This window comes from Pedobacter nanyangensis (genome assembly GCF_003313505.1).
Lineage (GTDB): Bacteria > Bacteroidota > Bacteroidia > Sphingobacteriales > Sphingobacteriaceae > Pedobacter > Pedobacter nanyangensis.
The window spans coordinates 116,536-137,301 of sequence record NZ_QMHO01000004.1 but is presented as its reverse complement, the minus strand read 5'-3'; the positions used below and the strand labels follow the sequence as shown (position 1 = coordinate 137,301).

General features: G+C 41.3%; 11 protein-coding genes. 4 read left to right on the top strand and 7 right to left on the bottom strand.

Annotation, left to right across the window (positions count from 1 at the left end; translation table 11 throughout):
• Together DUT71_RS09175 and DUT71_RS09170 are read left to right on the top strand one after the other, a co-directional pair.
• Positions 1–3,591 (top strand): metallophosphoesterase, encoded by a 3,591-nt coding sequence (locus DUT71_RS09175; RefSeq protein ID WP_113662243.1) that lies wholly within the window; start codon positions 1–3, stop codon positions 3,589–3,591.
• A gap of 3 nt (positions 3,592–3,594) precedes the next feature.
• Complete coding sequence (locus DUT71_RS09170) at positions 3,595–5,949, top strand: GAF domain-containing protein (protein ID WP_113662242.1); 2,355 nt, start codon at positions 3,595–3,597, stop codon at positions 5,947–5,949.
• A gap of 185 nt (positions 5,950–6,134) precedes the next feature.
• Here DUT71_RS09170 and DUT71_RS09165 read toward each other — a convergent pair whose 3' ends face one another.
• From DUT71_RS09165 to DUT71_RS09135, 7 genes are all read right to left on the bottom strand, one after another.
• On the bottom strand, positions 6,135–6,830 hold the full coding sequence (locus tag DUT71_RS09165; protein ID WP_113662241.1) for a hypothetical protein: 696 nt from the start codon (positions 6,828–6,830) through the stop codon (positions 6,135–6,137).
• A 16-nt stretch (positions 6,831–6,846) separates the two neighbouring features.
• Positions 6,847–11,430, bottom strand: a complete 4,584-nt coding sequence (locus tag DUT71_RS09160; RefSeq protein ID WP_162796002.1) for a hypothetical protein — start codon at positions 11,428–11,430, stop codon at positions 6,847–6,849.
• Between the two features lie 11 nt (positions 11,431–11,441).
• A complete protein-coding gene (locus DUT71_RS09155; RefSeq protein WP_113662239.1) occupies positions 11,442–16,991 on the bottom strand; it encodes a hypothetical protein in 5,550 nt (1,849 codons plus the stop codon).
• Positions 16,992–17,271: 280 nt separating this feature from the next.
• Positions 17,272–17,670 (bottom strand): VOC family protein, encoded by a 399-nt coding sequence (locus DUT71_RS09150; RefSeq protein ID WP_113662238.1) that lies wholly within the window; start codon positions 17,668–17,670, stop codon positions 17,272–17,274.
• 10 nt (positions 17,671–17,680) lie between these two features.
• Positions 17,681–18,130 (bottom strand): SRPBCC family protein, encoded by a 450-nt coding sequence (locus tag DUT71_RS09145; RefSeq protein ID WP_113662237.1) that lies wholly within the window; start codon positions 18,128–18,130, stop codon positions 17,681–17,683.
• 5 nt (positions 18,131–18,135) lie between these two features.
• Positions 18,136–18,504, bottom strand: a complete 369-nt coding sequence (locus DUT71_RS09140) for a DoxX family protein (RefSeq protein ID WP_113662236.1) — start codon at positions 18,502–18,504, stop codon at positions 18,136–18,138.
• Positions 18,505–18,506: 2 nt separating this feature from the next.
• Positions 18,507–18,929, bottom strand: a complete 423-nt coding sequence (locus DUT71_RS09135) for an SRPBCC family protein (protein ID WP_113662235.1) — start codon at positions 18,927–18,929, stop codon at positions 18,507–18,509.
• A gap of 135 nt (positions 18,930–19,064) precedes the next feature.
• Here DUT71_RS09135 and DUT71_RS09130 point away from each other — a divergent pair, with 135 nt between their 5' ends.
• Both DUT71_RS09130 and DUT71_RS09125 read left to right on the top strand, forming a co-directional pair.
• Positions 19,065–20,042: a GlxA family transcriptional regulator gene (locus tag DUT71_RS09130; RefSeq protein ID WP_113662234.1), complete on the top strand. Its 978-nt coding sequence runs from the start codon at positions 19,065–19,067 to the stop codon at positions 20,040–20,042.
• Positions 20,043–20,048: 6 nt separating this feature from the next.
• Entirely contained in the window at positions 20,049–20,702 is a 654-nt protein-coding gene (locus tag DUT71_RS09125) for a DUF2711 family protein (RefSeq protein ID WP_113662233.1), read from the top strand.
• The last annotated feature ends 64 nt before the right edge of the window (positions 20,703–20,766 follow it).

Below are 20,766 nucleotides of genomic sequence, written 5' to 3'. Positions count from 1 at the left end.
ATGCTTAAAAAAATTACGCTAATCGTTCTACTTACCCTAACTAACTTGTTTGTGTTTGCACAGCAAGAGGTGAAATACCGTGTGATATTGATTGGCGATGCCGGGGAAATGAATACCGGCCAACTCGCTTCCTTAAAAAGTGCCGCAAACCACGTGATCAAAGGAAAAACAACCACGCTTTTTTTGGGAGATAACATTTATCCCACAGGCATGGCCTTGCCAGGAAGTAACAACCTTAAGGAAACCGAGCAGATCTTAAAATCGCAGTTTGAGCCCATGCGGGCCAATGGTGCTGCGGTTTATTTTGTGCCCGGCAATCACGATTGGGACAAATCTGGCCCCAACGGATTGGCTAAAATTCAGGCACAGGGACAGTTTTTGGCTTCTTTTAATGATCCTTTGCTCAAACTTATTCCCGATAATGGTTGCCCCAATCCCGTAGCGATTAACCTTACCGATAAATTGACCATTATTGCTTATGACAGTGAATGGTGGCTTTTCCCTTACGATAAGACTAATCCAGATTGCGAATGCAATAGCAAGGAAGAGGTGATCATGCGAATGCGGGAGCTATTTGATCAAAATAAGGACAAAATGATTATCCTGGCTTCTCACCATCCTTTCCAAAGTTATGGTGCGCATGGTGGTTATTTTACGTTTAAAAACCACCTTTTCCCACTCACCTCGCTCAATAAAAATTTATATATCCCTTTACCCCTTATAGGTTCCTTATATCCTTTTTTAAGAACTACCTTTTTAAATCCAGAGGACATGAAACACCCTTTGTATAAGGAGATGATTGAAAAGGTAAATGGCATTTTTGGCGATGCGCCCAATGTGGTTTACGCGGCAGGGCATGAACATGGCTTGCAATTAATCAAAAGCAAACAATTGCAGGTGGTAAGCGGTGCAGGAGCAAAGCACTCGCCCAATAAGCTGGGAAAAAATTCATTGTTCCATAGTTTCGAAAATGGTTACGTAGTGGCCGATCAGCTGATGAACAACGACATGCGCTACGAATATTACACCTTTAGCGATACAGGCGTGAACAAGGTTTTTAGCTATACGCAGCCTTTTCGAAAAGTAGCAAATATACCCTCAAAGCTAGCCAGTGTAATTACCGCCGATAGTGTGATGGTGAAGGTAAAGCCTTCGTTTGATAGCGTAAGCAGGTTTCACCGTTACCTCTTTGGCGACAATTATCGGAAAGACTATGCTACGGATACCAAACTGCCCGTCATCCGGATTTCGGAAATTAGCGGTGGCTTAAAACCAACGCAGTTGGGCGGCGGAAACCAATCCCGATCATTACGGTTAGCGGATAAAAATGGTAAGGAGTATGTGCTGCGTAGCGTAGAGAAATACCCCGAAGTATTGCTTCCTCAAGGGTTGAGAAACACTTTTGCAAAAGACGTGATGCGTGATAATATGGCTTCGCAGCATCCGTTTACGGCATTGGTGGTGCCGGTTTTGGCTAAAGCTGCGGGAGTACCCCATAGCAATCCCATCATCGGTTTGGTTTCGCCAGATCAAAACCTAGGTGATTATGCTTCGTTATTCGAAAATACCATCTGTTTGTTGGAAGAAAGAAACCCATTGGGCCCTTCGGACAACACGGCCAAGATGTTTAAAAAGTTGGATAAGGATAACGATAACACTTATGATGCGAAACTGTATTTGAGAGCTAAGGCCTTGGATGTATTGCTTGGCGATTGGGACCGGCACGAAGACCAATGGCGTTGGAAAGCGGATAGTACCAAAAAGGGGCTGAAATACATTGCCATTCCAAGAGACCGCGACCAGGTGTTTTTTAGGGCCGATGGCAAAATTCAGCGTTTTGCCCAAAAATCTGATTTATTGCCCATGATGCAGGGGATAGAAAAAGATTTGAAAGATGGGAACTGGTTTTTATGGGAAGGCAGGGCCATGAACAGCAAATTGTTGTCGCAATATACCGAAGAACAATGGGACAAGGACGTGAAGGAGTTTTGTGACCTTTTTACGGATGAAATTTTTGAGGAAGCTTTAAAAAGATTGCCTAAGGAAAGCTATGCTTTAAGGCACGAACAGTTTTTGGCACAGCTTAAGCAACGTAAGGCCACTATTCCAAAGGTGATGAACGAATACTACCACTTTTTCAATCGTATTGTGGATGTGCAAGCGAGCCACAAAAATGAGAAGGCCGAGATTAACAGTTTAGACAATGGTCATTTGAAAGTAGAACTGTACAAAATCAACAAATCTGGACAGGTAAAAGATGTAACTTTCAGCCGCGTTTTCGATCCTAAAATCACCAAACAAATCCGCTTATACATGCGAGACGGAAATGACAGTGTATTCCTCAACAATAAAACTTCGCCCATTACTTTGAAAATCATTGCTGGGCATGGGAAAAAAGTGTACAATGTAACCGCTTCTCGTCAATCAGTTCGCTTGTTTGGTTTAAGGGATGAAAATATATTTGAAGGGGAAGCTGCTCATAAACTACGCACCAAACTCTCTACCGATACGGGAAATGCCACTTATTTAGGGAAAGACCTGTATAGCAGAACATCTTTATACCCAAATGTGGGCTATAATGTGGATGATGGTTTTTCTTTGGGGGCTTTCATGAATATTACCAATCCGGGGTTCCGGAAACAACCTTATGGCAATTCCCAATCTTTCAGTTTGTTATATGCCTTTGCTACGTCGGCGGTTAGGTTTAAATATACCGGCGATTGGTTGAAGGCCCTGGGCAATGCCGATGTGGTGGTGCATGCCAATGTGCAGGCACCCGACAATACCCGAAACTTTTTTGGGGTAGGTAACGAAACCTCTTTTGACCAAAACATCAGATATTACCGCACCCGAATGAACCTTTTTCAGTTGGAAACCAATTTACGTTGGCGCAGGCCTAAATCTACGTTTAGTATTGGGCCAAGTTTCCAATTCTATACTTTCGATAAAGAGGACAACCAAAATAAATTCATCAATAACGTATCCGAATTAAATTCCTCAGATCGTTTCGTGATTGACCGTGAAAAATTGTATGTGGGGGCCGTGGTTAACTTTATTAATAATACCAAAGACAACGAAATGCTGCCAACTTTGGGGAGTTATATCGATTTTAAGTTGTTAGGCTATCAAGGAATAAGCAGCGCCGCAAGGTCATTTGCACAGTTCAATGGCGCTATCGCCTTGTACAAAAATTTAGATGGACGTGCCAATTTGGTGCTGGCCAATAGGTTTGGCGGGGCTGTAACGGTAGGTAATCCGGCCTTTTATCAATATGCGTATTTGGGTGGTGAAGGAACTTTGTTGGGCTATAGACAATATCGTTTTGCGGGAAAGCATAGTTTTTACAACAATTTGGAGCTAAGGCTAAAACTAGGTGATTTTATCAGTTACGTATTGCCGGGCCAAGTAGGACTGATGGGTTTGTATGATGTGGGAAGGGTATGGGAAAGAAAAGATTCGTCCGATAATTGGCACCACGGTGTGGGTGGCGGCTTGTATTTCTCACCTGCCCAGCTAACCATTTTAAGGGCAATTGCGGCTTATTCAAAAGAGGGCTGGTACCCTCAATTTTCAATGAATTTTAGATTTTAAGTAATGAATACCAACGTTATAAAAATAAATAAGAACGAATGTATCGCCTGTCAGATAGAATGGAGCCTATCTTTTAGGCCACTGGTTGCTTATTTAAAAAGAAGGTTGAAAACAGAGGAAACCATTAAGAAGGAATTTTACAGGTTTTTGCTTGAAAAGATAGAGAAGGAAGGGGCGTTGGCTAAAAACCTAATGGTTGAGGATTTGGCTCAGTATAAAGAAACGTTGGAACTCATCTTCACTATTTTAACACCTTTAATGGCCAATGAAAAAGAATTGTATTGGGCATTGAGCACACCCGTTCCAGACCAGATTTTCTTCAGTACTGATTTGCTTTATAATTTCATCCAGAAAAATGTGGAAGAACATGGCAAGGCCGGTGGAGAATATCAAAAGAAAAAAGAGAAAGACCAAATCAAATTCATCTATAACGTTATTTTAAAGAGATATTACAATTATTCGGCGTTAACCGATAACGAAATGCGCTTTGCCTACAACAACCCGGAAACCGGGCTTACGCAGTACTATAATGTAAATGTAGACACGCAGTTTGTAGACATCACTTATCATAAAAAAGAACTGCCTGTACTCAATTTTGAGCAGTTTTCGGGCTTTGTGAATGATGAACGTGGTTTGGAACTTTTAAATGAGGTATTGCCCCTAAATGATTTCAAGTTTGATGGCTTTACCGTGATTTCGATCACTGATGTGACCCTGCAACACGCCATCGATGGGATTAGGGAGTCGTTGGTTAACCACAACTACCAAACGGAGGCCTATGAACACGTTATTCAAACGCTCAGGACATTAGGTGGAAATGCCGATATTGAATTTGGTTTATTGCCCCTAATTACGGTTAATGGTAAGCCCGTACTGGATGTTGACGATGGTTCCAGTATCCTGATTAATGCGGGCAGGCATTTTGGGATAGACCATAGTGTTTTTTACGAACAGCTCGAGTTATATAAGAATAATCCCCAACCCATCTTCTTTAATAAAATTACGGATGAGCAAATAGAGAAAAGACCATTTATGGAAGCTATCCGTAAAAGTGGTATTCAATCGTATTCTATTTTGCCCGTTTTTTATAATGGGGAACTGGTAGGGATGTTGGAAATATATTCGAAAAAAGAAGTGCTGATTGATGACATGTTACTTTCACGTTTGCATTCGGCCATGCCGCTTTTGGGACAGCTTTTCCAGTATCGTATAGAAGAATTCGATACCAAAATGGACGAAGTACTGATGGATAAGTTTACCGCATTGCAACCTTCAGTACAGTGGAAGTTCAATGAGCAGGTTTGGGAGTTCATCAAGAAAAATAAAGGCAACAAAAATGCGCAGGATATTGAAACGGTTACCTTCAAAAACCTGTACCCTTTATTTGGCGCCATTGATATCAGAAACTCTACCATTGAAAGAAACCAGGCACTAAAGGAAGATCTAAAAATACAGCTCGATAAGCTAAGTGCTTCGTTAATTGCCCTGAAAAAATCAATCAAACTGGATTTGATCGACAAAATTCTGCACAGTTGTAAAAATTGGATGCAGCGGACCGATGGTTTTATCAGTTCGAGCGAAGAAGATTCATTGAATGAATTTCTGGAGCTTGAGGTTTATCCGGTGCTTAAGCACGTAGAGAAAAACCATCCCACTACCAAAGAAATTGTAAGTGAATATTTTGAAAGCATCAATCCTGAAACTGGAGAAGCTTTTGAAAACAGAAGAACTTTGGAAGCTTCTATGCAGTTCATCAATGCTTCGGTAGGAGAGTATTTGGAAAGCGCCCAAGAGGAATTGCAGAAGACCTTTCCGTTTTATTTTGCGAAATTCCGTACCGATGGAGTTGAATATGACATTTACATTGGACAGGAAATTGCCCCAGATATCCCATTTGATATGCTTTTCCTTAAAAACATGCGGCTTTGGCAACTGCAATCCATGGCGGAAATTGCACGTTTGGCCAACCGTTTGGTAGACAAAATGGAGAAGCCATTGCTAACTACACAGCTCATTTTTATTCATTCCAATCCCATAGACATTAGCTTTAGAAACGATGAGCGACGCTTTGATGTGGAAGGTACCTACAATATCCGTTATGAGGTGATCAAAAAACGGATAGATAAGGTTAAAATCAAGGATAAAGATGAAAGGTTAACCCAGCCAGGAAAAATTGCCATGATTTATTACAACACCTTTGAGGCTAATGAGTATATGGCGTATATCAGTTATTTGCAGGAACAAGGGTTTTTAATGTTGGATGTAGAAATGCTTGACCTGGAAGAATTGCAAGGGGTAAGTGGATTGAAGGCGCTAAGGGTTGGCGTAAATTACGACGCTGAAAAACAAGTGATGTAACTGGTAAAGCAACAAGGAATTCCTGGAAACGACGATGAAAGATTGGAGGTGAATTTCTATTCATCTGCATATTTGTATCCATGGGCCTGCTAATCAAAAAAATCGTTAATTCCTGGCCCCACTGCCAAACAGTAGGGCCAAGCAACATCAGAATTGCCTGGGGCATATCGGGGTTTTTGAATGGTTTAATATCCCTTTACCACCAATTTCCCAACAAAAGCATTGTTTGAAGCCAATCTTTGGGTACTCAGGATTTTGGCAATATCTGTCCATTTAACGAAATCAGCCTCTCCTCCATTTAAACCTACGGTAACACATCCTTCGCTAACACTGCCTGTGTGCAGGTACCTGTCCAGGTGATCGGTATCTTCAATAAAAAACCAAGTTAGTGCAAAACTGGTTCTATCCAAATATGGCCTACCATAGATATGCGGAGCATCGGGCAGCCGCAAAAGATACTCTCCATTTGACATTGGATTATTGGGGTCGATACCGGCCTTTACTGTAATGCCACCAGGATTGACCGTTAACGTTTTGGCCTTGTGGTCATAGGTAACAATGCTGCCCACATTGTAGTCTACATTCCCAAATCTGGAACGAGAATCTGGCAGGGCCGCAACGCTGCAAACTTCATTCACATAAGGCCAATCCACGATCGTGAAAACCTCTCTTTTGTTTGTGCCAGTGCCGCTAAAGGAAACATTGCTTACCCGGCAGTATTTAGGGATGGATATGATGGCACTATTGGAAGATTTTTTGACCTGAAGCCAGTTGTCGCTCCCTGTTTCCAGTAACCCTTTTGCTACCGCCATCTGACGATTTTCGGTTTTCAGAATATCATTGCTAACCGCAATTGATGTTGTTTTTGTTTTTTTGCTCATGATTTATGGGTTTGGTTTAGTAAATTAATTCAACAAATCTGACCCTCATTTCCTCGTTGTCTACCACATCGGTATCAAGCAGTTTTGGTTGTTGGTTTTCGTATCTTGTCATCAGCGCTTCCCAGGTTTCGTTCTTAAACCATTCTACTTCTATAAAGCGTACCCTAAAATGGGTGTACTTGGCTGAATGCCCCGTGCTACCAGGCTTGGCCCATTTTGTAAATTTCAGTTTAAGCCTTGCCATATTTTGCTTTTGATCAAGCACGTTTTCGCAAAGCAGTGGATGATGGGGTTTGCTATCCATAGGGGTAGTTTTTCCGTTATCTACCCAAGAATCCACCGGGTGCCAGTCGAAAGGCTGGCCAGAAGTACTTCCCTGTATAGATACAATGAAATTAGAGCGTATTTTCCATTCATTTATATTCGAGTTGAAATGGTGGAGCGACTCATGATCGAAGGAAACCGTGAGGTCAACTTCTCCAAATCTGTCAAACAGCCAATTGGGCTTATCGAAATAAACGGATAATTTCCTTTCCGGCAAAAGGTAACACCATACCGAGTTTTCTACCTCTGAAATTCTACAGTCCTTCTTGATATCCAGTAAACTGGCATCTGATGTTTTATCGTTGTAATTGATGGAAAAGGGTTGGAAATGTACCAGTGAAAAATTGATAAACGGGTTATGCAGCTGTTTCCCATTTTGGGTTTTGATGTCCAGTTCCACCTCAAATTTCCAAAGTTGCTTGGCTATATCAAATTTTGGCAGAAAGTGGTACATGCCCAGTTCGTTGTCATAGCCAACATTATATTCGTTGTTCTTTGGAATAACCACATCGCCATATTGCAGGTATTGGTTTCTGTTGGCGTACCTGTCTGAAACAAGATCTTTGCCTGCTTTAGAAAGCATTCCGCTGTCTTTGAGTAATTTATTGTACAGGCTATGGGCATCTACCAGTAGGCCAACCCGCTCATCTTTTCCAGATGATAACCTGCCACGATTTAAATAAATGGTCACAATATTCCCTTTTTGGATGGCCACTGTTTTCTTTTTTGAAGGAAGCGACCTGGTTTCCTGTATAGTAGTTACGGCAAAGGCCACCGTAGGCTTGGCAGGTTGGCTATTGTTTAGGGTAATAATGCTGAATACCAGTCCGTTCTTACGCTGTTTGATGCTTGTCATTACATCTTTAAGTTTTGGGAGTGAAAACTCTTCTAATTTCTCCAACATTTTTTGGTCAGCAAGGTCAGGCAGCGCTTCGTTGGTGAAAAAGCCCCTAAACTTGGATAGGTTCTTTAAGTAATACTGACGTTCTTCGAATTTTCTTGTTTTAAAATCGTAAGCCAACTTTATTTTCGTGATCAGTGAGCGGAACACGTCGTCAACATGGTTGATGTCTTGTACATTCTTGATGTCCTTCAATTGGGCCATCATTTCATTTGAAAATTCAATTTTATGGTCCAAGTTGAACACATTTTTTGGATCTGAAAAATCTACCACTGGCTGGTCTGGGAGGTGGTTGTTTGCCGATCCGGCGGTAAGCACAGCCTGCTCAGGGTCATCAATGTATTCTTCTTTCCTCATCCAAAGTTCTAAACCTCCCGTAGGGATCACTTCTTTGAGGAAATTGATCTTCTCCATGGCATCTAATCTTTCAAAGTGGGCGCTAAGCTCCACTTGGGTATGAGACGAGTCAATTTCGGGTTTGCTGGGGTCATCTCTGTTCACCCGGTTGGCAATTACGTTTAAGCCAATTTTATATGGTTGATAAGCTTTTAGGCCAAGCCAGTTTTCGATATGTTCGATGTGTTTCCTGTCGTTGGATGTGGAGAAAAGCTTTAAGATCCTGGGCATAACCAAAGGTTCCTTTACGGCATGTGTTAACCTGATTATTTTGGGAGCGTTTTTTAACTTTACGATTTGCTTTTCCGTATCGGTTAACGTAGTTTCCTTAGATTTTTGCTTTAATAAATCCAAAACCTTGTTTTTCGCCACCACTTTATTTAACTGTAACAAAGCAATTCCATTGATAAGGTTTCTTGGTTCCCCTTTATCCAACATGTTGGTGAGTTCGGCATATAGTTGAGCGCCTTTTTTTAGGTTAAAGATGAAGGAGTTTTCCGAAGGCTGGTCTTTCATAAAGGTTTCAGATTTGGCACCTTTGGCTTCTAATAAATAACTTTTCCGGCCAATGCCTGGTTCTCCTTCAAACACCATTTGCTGCGGATTAACGCCATTTACCGGGGTGCACCGGCTTTCATCAGCATCCCATTTCCAAAATAGCCTCACCTGAAGCCCGGTTATGGTTGGGTCGGTAATAAAGGGTGGGAGGAATGATTTTTTGGGGTAATATTCCTTTAATTGGGTGCCACCGCAATAGCCTAGTTTTTTGCATTCAGTACATCTTTTCTTTTTCCCGTTTTTACCTACATCCGAGTTTCGATGCGCTTCATCGGTATAAGGGCAATTTGATCTTGTTTTCAAGTCAAATGATTTTTCTGCACTAAGCTTATCGGGAGATAATAAACCGTAAAAAAAGGCCGTTTCCAGGTTTATTTTCGGAAGCACCACTGATCGTTTATCGATAAAGGGCCTGGGATCGCTTGGGGTATCGCTTCTCACCACCAAATGCTCTAGCGAAGGTTTCTCTAAGATACCGTCGGAAAATTCTTTGGAGACTTTTCGCTGATGGACAATCATTGGTGCCTTTTTGTTTTCCGCCGGAAGAAAAGGTGCATCCATTTTGATCGTTTCCTGTCCTTCTCGGAGAATATCGGCCAGGGTAAGCTGAATGGGCGAAGTGTTTAACTCCTCTAAAGGCAGCCCCCATCCGTTAAGATATTCCTGGTTGATCAAAAATTCGTATTGTTTATGGAACCTAAGTTTGGGGAAATTTTCGGGGGCTGTAAACTTTGGAATATCATAAAAGAAGAGATATTTTTGTTGATCTTCTATTTTAGCCTTCCTAGCCGGATAGACATAAAAATTCATCAAACTTTGCCATCTTTCTTCCATTTTGGATAGGCCACCATCGTCGTTATGGTTTACCGAGTCGGCGATGTACTCTTTTTTGCTCATCACCTGTGATTTTGCAAAGGCAGTTTTTAGGGTGAGCAGTTCGCCGCTGTATTCGAACATGGCATTGCTGGTGGCAGATTTGATTTGCCCGTCTTCTTGCATGTAAGACATTGGCGCATCAAAATTGAGGCAAGAATCAACCTGTTTGTTGGCGTAAAAGTTGTTGCCAAGGTACGAGATCCTGACTGATCGATTGGTGAGCGGGTAGAATTTTTCTTCGTTAAGGTAGGAGATATAAACTCGGTGGCCCCTTACAAAATATTCATCCGTTAGTGCGCTATCTGTAAATTGGGTTGGAGCATTAATGTCATTTACAATTTCCAGCGGTTGTATAATCTCATCCAATTTTTCGTGGGTAAGGATAATGCCCCTGGTCAAGTCATCTAACGTATCCGATAAATTGATCGATTCACCTCTTTTCGCTTTTTGTGTGTGGTTATCCTGCTTGAGTACTTGTGAAACTAAATCTGTGGTTTGAAAGCCCACATGCTCCTTTTTTAGGATAGATTTTTCAAAATATAGGTTTTTTTTTGCCGGGTTGTTTACCAGATAGGCCCACTTGGATTTTGCGGCATTGCTTATCACGGTAATTGGCGTTTTTAAAAAGTAAAGATCGTCCTTAATGGATGTGGCGCTGAGCGTAAAAAAGTTGCCGGCAGGTATGGAGGTTAAATTCAATTTGTAGTCAATGGTGAGCCCCATCAATCTGGCGAGTATTGGATCATCGGCAATTTTAGAAAAACTATGCACAATTTCGTCGATCTCGATCTCATCTGAAGCTTCTACATAAAGTTTTGTATAGGCTTTTTGCGGATTGATATTGAGCTCTTCCTCGAGGGATGCTTTTTTGCTTTTACTGAGTTTTTCCAGCAGAGTGTTCATTTTTTGCCGCACAAAAAAGGCCTGTGCCTCTTTGTTTGCTACGGGGGCTCTATCCGCGGCAAATTGATGGATCAGATCAAGTTTGTGCATTACACCAGATTTTATCTCAGTAATTTTGCTCAGCTTAGCCAGGTTTTTGGTTACATTAAAATCAAAGGCTCTTAAGTATTCGTAGTCCGAATCTTCAACAAGCATTTTGGGTTTGGGATGGTTTTGCGTTTTTACGGTACTTTCGGGATGGATACTTTTACCTTTGCTGAAATAGGACTTGCCCGAAACGGTATCCCTGGAGGTTTGAAATATCTTGGCCCACAGGTCGTCCTTAATGCTTTGGTATTGCTTGGCGGTCATCTTGATGTCGTTTTTCATAAAGTGCTCAAAAGGGGCCGTTGGCTCGGCGGGCAGGGCAACTTTATCCGCATTGAATTGAATGGCCAAATTGTTGTCTTGAAATGCGATCAGGGAGTTTATAAAGTCATGGTATCTATTTGATGATTTATCCTCACTGTCGGCAAAATCTGCCGCATATTTGTTGATATTGAAACATACCGAAACAATCAGCTCATTTTTATCATTTTTTGGGATGCCAGCTGGTATGGCCATACCAATAAAGCGTATCTTCCTGGGGTTTACATTGTTCATTTTCGATGGCATTAAAATAAGGTTACAAAATCTTCCCATTCTTTTCTTTCAACCGCTTCTATGATGATGATTTCTTCATCTTCGTAGTTTTCAAGTGCTAAGCTAATTTGATTGATGATCTCGGCTCGTGATATTTCCCTGTTTGTATCAACCGTTTCGCTTTTCAGTTTGGCTTGAGCAGCATGGTAAAGGTTAGTTTTATATTGGAGATGGGCCAAGGCTATTTCCTTGTTGGCAGCATCATTGTTGTTGCTTTTGGCACCCGCAATTTTTTTGCGGAAAGTTCCCGAGAACGAACGTTTTACGAAACCTAGTTTTACGGAATAGGTTACCGTACACATGCCCTCCACATAGTTGTTGTAGCTCACTACGCCCAGATAAATTCTTGCGGATACCTCGAACACCCAGAATGATAGCCTGCCCTCGGCCACGATGTATCCTTCAAGCCGTACCCCAAATTCATTTTTGGTGTAGCGGAAACCGAAAGCAAGCTTTACCTCGCCGGAGAACGGGCCAAAACGAATGCCTGCCCAGGCCCCTGCTTCAAGCGCACAGTCAATTTCAACAATGCCCTTTTTGGGATCGGCTACAATGCTGAAGAAGCCAAAACCCGCGTAAATTCCAGCCGCAATACCGAACTTTGATTCTGGCCTTGCCAATGAAAAACCAAATCTTAGTGGCCTTTTATCGAAATACACCCTTAGGTCAAAATTCAGCGATAAATTAAAAAAGCTAAACGCTGGGGTGTTGATGTTAGGAATGGGGAGTGAATAGCCCAGGGCGGCGTGGTCGCTGTTTACTTGAAGGATCAGGCCTTTGCCCATGGTTTTGAGCCAACTTTCAAAAGCTTGTACAAAAGAGAGGGCCCCATCAAATTTTACGTCTTTGATTTTGACATCAAAGTGGGTGGGGCTGTGGGAGCCGGCGATAAAGGTAATTTCATTAAATCCAACGGTAATACAATTCAAAAATCCAATGCCAAAATTGGTAAATCTATTTTCTGAATAGGTAACCACTTTTTCTATTGTTGGCGGGAATTTTCCGGAAGTGAAATGCGTGGTTGCTCTTACATCTACTTTTAGGGTAGTATTGGGATTGGAAAATTTCTTAAAGGAAACGATGCCTAAATTGACGTCCCTGAAATTGTCTGTACTCCACTGGTAGCTTAGGCTCTGTTGTTTAACAGCGGTAAGCAGGCGGTAAATATTTTTCGCTTCATTAATCTGGTTTTGGATTTGCGTAATTTGTTGTTGGCCAATTGCTTTTGTCAACTCTTTTTCCTGCTCGTCGAGGTATGTTTTAACTTTTTTGTCCAACTCATTTACATAATCGGCAGCTTGCTGTTCAAATACCAGCTTTAGGTTATCCAGGTATTTTTTAAGGTTTTCCTGATAATCTTTTACTTGTTTCATTAAACCGCTGGGTTTGTGAATAACCTCATAGATCTCTTTTAGCTTGCTGAATTTAGGATCGTTGATCAGCGAACGAATGATTTCGCCAGATTTGCCGCCCAGTTCCTTTTCAAAGCTGCGCCGATAGGCGATAAAATTTGCTCTTTCCTCGTTTAGTTTTTCCTGCCCAATTGTTTTGATACTTTTGATGGCGTTAGCGTATGCTTTTGCTTTTGATGCATATTCCGTTACCATGCCGCTTACCTGGCTCCTGATAGCTACATACTTATTGAAATACTCCTTTTTGAACCGTGTTTCGATATCTGCTATCTCTTTTTGAAGGCGCTGTTGTTGGCTGTAATAAAAGTAGGGATCGCATTTTCTGAGAAGGTCAATATAAGAGCCGGCATTGGAAATAACCCCTTGTATTTTGATCAGTGCGTCAATGGTTTCGGCTGTGAGGTTTTGCTGCGTAGTTAAATAGCTATCGGTTTTTATTTTCCAAACGGCTATTTCTTTCAAAATTTTGCCCAGCTGCACCTCTTGAAAATCAACCGCCTTTTTTTGGAGGTTTTCCAGTATTGGATTATACTTTTGGAGAAGTTCCTGTAGTTTTTTTGCCGCCGCTTTCTGAAAGTCATTGCCGTCAATGTTTCTGATCACAAATTTCTTGAGTTGTTCGATCTTGGTTTCGAGCTGTAGCAGTTTTACATTGGCGGTATCATTAAAGACCAAAAGAGGGGAACCCTTACTGGCTTGATCGGTAAGCTCGTAAGTGATAGATGATGATGATTTGCTTTGGTCTGCGACATAATATAAGGTTTCATTTTTTACCTGAGTGCCTACTTGGAAACTAACGGTTATTTTGAGCGTATCCTGAACGGTATTGTACAGCTCGTTCAACTTGGCAGGAAATCCACAAAAATCAACTGAATTATAAAAGGGGTTAAGCTTATCTTCCAGATATTTACCTATATCTATGCCTTCTATTTTTTTGATTTCGTCGGGGAGTTTGCCTAATATCTTAAGCTCTTTCCCGTAATTTTCGAAGAAATCAGTGAGTTTTGCTTTCATCACGTTCATTTCTTCCAACAACACAGGCTTTGCATCTTCAAAAAAAGCATTAGCCCTATCTTTGATGCTCTTGATCTCACCTTCAATTTTTTCAAAAGGGATTTCAGGAAGTAGCGTTTGAAAGGCCTGTGTTCGATAATATTCAAAAAGGCTCTTAACCAAATAATCTAGCTCTTCGGCATTGGGCAGTTCATCGCTAAGCTCCTTGATTTTTTTGTTCAGCTCCAACCTGGCCAACTCAAGGCTCAATCTCAGTTCGGCAATTTTGTCGTTATACCTTTTGATGAGCTGGTCTGGAGGCAGTTTGTCGCCAGATAGTGGATCGTAAATCTCAAATGCTATAATTTTTTGGTAGATAGGGGAGTTTAAAACTTCGCCCTCAATCTTATCGAGCATTTTGTTGATCTCAAATAAAGGGGTTTTGTTGTCATTGGGCGTAGCAGGAATAAGCTCATCCAATATAGCCGTTAAATCTAGCCCGCAAACATTTGAGAGCTTACCCCTTAAAAGCTCCCGTGGGTTAAAACTCTGGATTTGGCGAAGCTTATTGTCAAAAACAGTTCGTCCTTCCTTGATCGAATTGCCCATGTCCTTAGGCAGGGTGATCCCAAATTTTTCTAGCGAAATAGCGTCGGGTATAATATCAGGCACAGCAAGGTTCCCCAATTTATCTTTCGCACTTTGTAGGGCTGTTTTGATTTGCTGATAAGTTTGGTTGGCCTGTTCTTCTTTGGCCTCAATAAAAGCATTTGTATTGGCCAGGATAAGCTTGGCGGCATTGGCGTAGGTGTTTGAGGCTTCATCAACTATTTCTTTGAAACCATGCGCAATATAGTCTGCTTGATATTCCACCACTGAGGGGATTTTTTCGAGTGTAAGTTCCCTGATATGGTCGATATATACTTTAGCCCTTAATACCTGTGGCAAAATTGGAAAGCGTGTTTTGGCAAAGGTTTGTTTGGCGATAATGTCTTTTTGGGTGAAATCAAAATAGGTTTCTATAAATGCCGTTTCCAAGATGTGGGTTTTGCTATTGGATGGGTTAACCGCCTTTTCCAACGCATTTTTTTTCAGTGAATTGGCGTTGGTTGCTGGAAGTGGCTTGGTAAACGCAATTTTTTGATCTTTGATGTTAATCCTTCTCCTGAGGTTGGTGTGGGCGGTTGGATCATCGTACGAAAGCTGGAAATAGCTTTCGGTGAGCCGATCAATTTCTTTGGTATCGTTTGATTCGAGTAGTGATTTCCGGATAAAAATAAAGGGCGTTTCCAAGTTTAGCCGGCCGTTGTCCCAATCTTCGGCCTCAAATTTAGATAATAGGTATTTTGGGTTGGGAAGTGTCCCTTCGTGAACCGGCCAGAACCACAGTGCACAGGCCGGATTATCCAAGGGGGTTGATCCTTTTTGGTCTTGTAATAGGTCTATGGGAATTCTTTCTTCTTCCGTGGTACGGATTTCTTTCCACGGATACCTACGGTAATGTGAGGCATTGGATAGGGCTGGCTGGAATATTGGATGTAGCTTGGCACTGGCAGGCAACGGGCTTTTAAACTGGGCGGCATCCCATTCGGCTTTGCTAGGATTGTCGGGAAATTCGTAGTTTTTGATCTTTTCTATACATTCGCAATATTGTTTCAGTTCGATGAAAGAAGTAGGTTCGGGGATTGTGGACGCACCTATTTTGTTTTCTATTTTTCTTTTCCCTTCAATAACGTGTTTGTACCGCTTTCCATTTTTGTTATGTACGCCAATTCTGGCTACTTTGATAAATATATCGCGCCCTTGGGTAATGGTGTGCTCATATTCGATTAGGTCAATTCCCTCTGGGGCATCTTCGTTATAATATTTCAGGTGGCTAATTACGCCAAGTCCGGTGAAGAAAAGGCCGTTCGATTCTTTGATGTCAAATTTTTTGTTCGTAAAATCAATATCTTGAGATGCTACTTCGCTCTTTGCAAATTGCGTTAAAAAAGCTAACTCTTTCTTGTCGAGCAAACTTGGCAGGAAATTTTTAGCCTTGCCTTCTTCGTATACCTGTTTACAGTCTTTATTTTCGTTGTCACGACAATCTATCTTTTGATCGGTAATGAGGCCAATAATCCTAAAGGAGGGTGTTTCTATGTTGAAGTTTGGGCCTTGGTCTGTTTTTTTGTCTAGTTTGGTTTTGTAAAAAAGTGTATTGTTCCACACTTCATATTTCCTAAATCCTTCGCTGGCTTTTTCCGGGTTAACCAGGAAGTTTTGCCAAAATTGCTTGCTCGGTTTTTGATCGTTTTTGGCTAAAAGGCCCATTTTGTCCCTGGCAATGGGCACCAAGGCCACACCCTGCGGAAATTCCAGGAAAGTAATGGGCACAAAGGTATTTACGCTTACTGAAGGTTTTAGGTTTTGGTCGAGGAAGTGTCTGACCAGAGATTTGTACTTTTTGTAACTAAAGCTTTGTTTAGGCTCATGTTTTTCTTTGTGATAATAGCTTTCGGCAAATTCCTTTTCAACTTCACTGTTGGATAAATTCCATATTTTTTTCTGATGGAAATCGTTGCATTTTTTATAGTCGGCAAAGGCCAGTGCATCAGTATTTTTGAGATCAAGCCATTCCACTAGCGTAATGAGGTCAAAATTTTGCTCGTTGTTCCAGTTCAGTATATTATCTAGGGTGAATTTCAGCTTTCTTTCTTTATCAGCCCCGTTGCTATCGCCTGATTGGTTGGGCCAAAGTTGAAAAGCCAGGTAGGAATATCCCGATAGGTTGGCATCAGGCAGTTTTTTTTGGTCGCTATTCCAGTCGTCGTGCCAAAACCCTTTTTCGCTCACGTGCATTTGGGGCAAGCGTACCACCATAAATGAATTAGGGCTTTGGGGCACGGGTAGGATGTAGTTCCCCTTTTTTTTTGCGCCAATAAAATAAAAATGAAGATTGAGGAGGTTGTTGTCTATCAAATGGAATTCAAAATCACTATTGAATGAATCATCCAAAACTGCTGCCAGTTCTTCTTCATTTTTATCGAAAACTTTAGCCAACGCTCCAGCCACAGGGACTAGTGTTGCAGATGCTATACTAATGACTTTGATAAAGGTTCGCCTGTCCTGTGCCATTTTTTGAGATGTTTAAGATGGGGGCAAACCTCAGCAGTAAAACATGGGGAACAGCACTTTTCATTTTATTAGGTAGCTATGATTATGCCCATAAAAAGTTCGGTAATTTCTTTGAAAGTCCGAGCAGTTAATTAACCTAAAGCTAGCCATAACATTTGGTTTATACAATACTCAAATGTTGGTATTTTGGTAGGTAACTTGTTGTGTGCTAGTTGTTAGTGTGCTGTTTGGTGTTGGGGCGCATTTGTGTGGGTAGCGTGGCGGTTCTGTTGGATTCTGGTTAAACGTACAACATCCATCTTACATCAAAAGCATCGGTAATTTCGATGATTTTTTCGTCGAGATTTCCGGTAAAGGGAACTTTTTTGTGAGCATCCAATTTTTCGGTAAGCGCTTTTCTGGTTTCCATGTTGGAGCATTGTATGAAAATTGAGATATGGTTTCCAAGAATTCGGCCTTCGTTGTGCACCAGGTCTGAACCGTGGATAACGACGGTGTTGGAAACGAGCGATCCACTGATCACCGGTTTTTCTGCACAGCCTTGTAATTGTTTTTCAAAAATCTCGAGGCGCAACGTACCGCCAAAGCAGGTTTGGTAAAATGTGAGTGCTTCCCTACAGTTTCCAGAAAAGGTAAGGAAAACAGCACTCACAAACGAATTACGGTTAGCTGCGGTCATGGCAAAAGTGTTAGGCATCTGGAATTTCAGGCTCAACCAACTTCATCAATTTTTCTAAAGATTCCTGCCAGCCTAAATAGCACATTTCCGCAGGGATCACTTCGGGAATTCCTTCCTGCACCACTTTCAATTCTGTACCACAAATTACCTTGTTGAGCCATATGGTGGTGGTCATTTCACCAGGCAAATTAGGATCATCAAAAGTGTCGGTGTATTTGATAAATTCGTTAGGTTTAATCTCCAGATAAGTTCCGCCGAAAGAATGGCTATTGCCTGTGCTGAAGTTGATAAAGGTCATCTTAAATTGACCACCTTCTTTAAAATCCATTTGTTGTACGGTACAAATAAAACCGTAGGGTGGTAGCCAGGTAGCGTGTGCTAAAGGATCTGCAAAGGCCTTGAATACTTTTTCAGGACTTGCTTTAATTACCCGATGTAGGGAAACTGAATTACTTTTCATTTCGATTAAGATTTAAGTTTACGATGATACACGTAGGAAACCATGAGAATGGCCAGCACCACCAGTGGCATCAGCATATAGGCCATGTTTTTGTCTACACAGGCATGGCTGATGAAGGCAAAAACCAAGCTGAAGGTAAGCCCTGCGTAGGCCCATTCTTTTAACCTGCCTGGTATTTTAGGAAATACAATAGCCAAACAGCCCAGTACTTTGCAAATGATCAAGGCGTAGGCAAAGTATTCGGGGTAACCTAATGGTTGGGTGCCTGCGGTTACATATTCGGGCATAAATAAAACAGTGCTCAAGGGCATTACGCCTTCCCAAAGTACAATGATGATGGTGGCTATCCAAAAGATAATTTTGCGAGTTTTCATGGCTATTTCGATTCAACGTATTTAATGAAGTTGTTTAAGATCGCTTGCCATCCCGCTTTCTGGAATTCGGGATCATTTTGAGTTTCAGGATCAAAAGTGGTGGCCAAATGGGTCTTGCCATCTTTCTCGGTAAACAAGGTGGTTGCTTGTCTGCCATCACCCATGGTGTAGGTAATTTCTTGATGAGGAATCACGCTGTCGTAAACGCCCTCAAAATCGAAACCAAAACTGCCATCCTTAGCTTCCATTCTGTTTTTGAACTTGCCGCCAACCCTTAGGTCGTTTTCGCTGCTTGGGGTATGCCAGGTAGCGGGATCAGCCGTATTCCATTGCATAATATCGCTTGGGGTATTCCAAGTCTCCCATACTTTTGCTACGGGAGCATTCACTGTTGCTTCTACCGTAATTTTTGATGATGGTGTCATTCTTTGTTTTTAGATTGATTTGATATTTCAAAGATAGGGCGGTTGTGAAAGATCTGGCTGTTGCAAAAACGACAAATAAAGGGGCAATTGTGACAAAATAATTTCTACCTTGTATTACCATAAAATGTAATTGAGATGCAGATTTCTGTTTTTGTGCCTGAATACGGGGTAATTGAAGCGGTAACCCCACCTTTTAGGACTTTTCACACCGCCAATGAATTTTTAGCTACGTTTGGTAAAAAGCCTGTTTTTAAAGTAGAATATGTGGGGCTAAATGAGTATGTGCCTGCCAACAATGGCGAGTATATGGTCAAAACGAATCGATTACTCAAAGATATAACCAAAACAGACCTATTGATTATACCACCTACCTTTGGGGATACCGCCAAGGGAATTCAGGCCAATGCCGAAGCCATTCCATATTTTAAAAAGTTGCATGAGCAAGGTGCCAGCTTGGCCAGTTTGTGCATCGGCGCTTTTCTGTTGGCCGAGACAGGCTTGTTAAACGGTAAAAAATGTTCCACGCACTGGGCCTATATTAATGAGTTTAAGGAAAGATATCCAGATGTTGGGGTAGAAGATGGAGCGATCATCACAGAACATGATAATATTTACAGCAGTGGCGGTGCAAGCAGTTTGTGGAACTTGATCTTATACTTGGTCGAAAAATTTTCGGATAGGGAAGTGGCCGTCATGGTTTCCAAATATTTTGCCTTGGATATCGGCCGAGACAGTCAATCGCAGTTTGCCATATTCAAAGGCCAGCGAAATCATGGTGATGAGGATATTCAACAGGTACAGGATTACATCGAAAAAAACTACAGCGATAAAATATCCATAGAAATTTTAGCCAAGCTGATTAACTCAGGCCGCAGAACTTTTGAAAGAAGGTTTAAGGATGCCACCAATAATACGCCGTTGGAGTATATCCAAAGGGTGAGGATAGAAGCCGCCAAAACGTTCTTCGAAGCTTCGAGGAAAAATGTTACGGAAATTATGTTTGATGTAGGTTATACCGATACCAAATCGTTTAGGGAAACCTTTAAAAGGCTTACTGGACTTACCCCAATTGAGTATAGGAATAAGTTTGCGAGGTTGGTGAATGAGGTTTGATGAAATATGAAAGATAGGCCGCCTTTTTCAGCAACTCATAATTGTATTTGTGCTTATGCAGATATGTCTATCCTCGAATTTTATAAAGGATATTTTGATACGGTGTATGTAATGTTGCATCCTTTCTTTAAAGAGAAGGACAATAAAATTACGCAAGTAATGACATGGAAGGAGATTCAAATGCTCGCTGGATTTAAAGATATTAATCAGTTAGATATAGCGTTAAGAACTAGTATTGGCGGGTTGCGTAGAGAGTATGAAAACAAAAAAGATGCCGACATCTTAAGCCAGTTAGCTGAATTACATGATTTTTGGTTTCCTTCTGAAGGTAATTTTCAAGATACGCTTAAAAATGAGATGCTCAAGAGTTTACAGGATCAAGGGCACCATTATATGTACATGGGTGATGAATGGGGCTTTGAACGTAAACGGAGTTATATTCAGGAAGTGATAGACGGAAAAGACAACACGCTTTTAGAGTATGGGCCAGAAATGAATTGGTATACTACTAACAATGAGATTTTATACACTACTCATTGGGACAGTCATTTTACCTTGTTATGTTCAGACAAGAATACCGTTGAAAATATATTAGCCAAGCATCCTTTTGAAGGTTTTTACTGTAATGAGAAAACTGATATATATTGGAGCACCAAATAGCAATTATCTTAAATAAAAGCCCATTCTAGCGCAAGCGTACGCTTGTGATACCATGAATCACTTC

Bases quoted from the DNA above. Each gene is read 5' to 3' on its own strand.
- DUT71_RS09130 (WP_113662234.1), top strand. From the start codon at position 19,065: ATGCAGATTTCTGTTTTTGTGCCTGAATACGGGGTAATTGAAGCGGTA.
- DUT71_RS09150 (WP_113662238.1), bottom strand. From the start codon at position 17,670: ATGACCGCAGCTAACCGTAATTCGTTTGTGAGTGCTGTTTTCCTTACC.
- DUT71_RS09155 (WP_113662239.1), bottom strand. From the start codon at position 16,991: ATGGCACAGGACAGGCGAACCTTTATCAAAGTCATTAGTATAGCATCT.
- DUT71_RS09125 (WP_113662233.1), top strand. From the start codon at position 20,049: ATGAAAGATAGGCCGCCTTTTTCAGCAACTCATAATTGTATTTGTGCT.
- DUT71_RS09175 (WP_113662243.1), top strand. From the start codon at position 1: ATGCTTAAAAAAATTACGCTAATCGTTCTACTTACCCTAACTAACTTG.
- DUT71_RS09170 (WP_113662242.1), top strand. From the start codon at position 3,595: ATGAATACCAACGTTATAAAAATAAATAAGAACGAATGTATCGCCTGT.
- DUT71_RS09135 (WP_113662235.1), bottom strand. From the start codon at position 18,929: ATGACACCATCATCAAAAATTACGGTAGAAGCAACAGTGAATGCTCCC.
- DUT71_RS09145 (WP_113662237.1), bottom strand. From the start codon at position 18,130: ATGAAAAGTAATTCAGTTTCCCTACATCGGGTAATTAAAGCAAGTCCT.
- DUT71_RS09165 (WP_113662241.1), bottom strand. From the start codon at position 6,830: ATGAGCAAAAAAACAAAAACAACATCAATTGCGGTTAGCAATGATATT.
- DUT71_RS09160 (WP_162796002.1), bottom strand. From the start codon at position 11,430: ATGAACAATGTAAACCCCAGGAAGATACGCTTTATTGGTATGGCCATA.
- DUT71_RS09140 (WP_113662236.1), bottom strand. From the start codon at position 18,504: ATGAAAACTCGCAAAATTATCTTTTGGATAGCCACCATCATCATTGTA.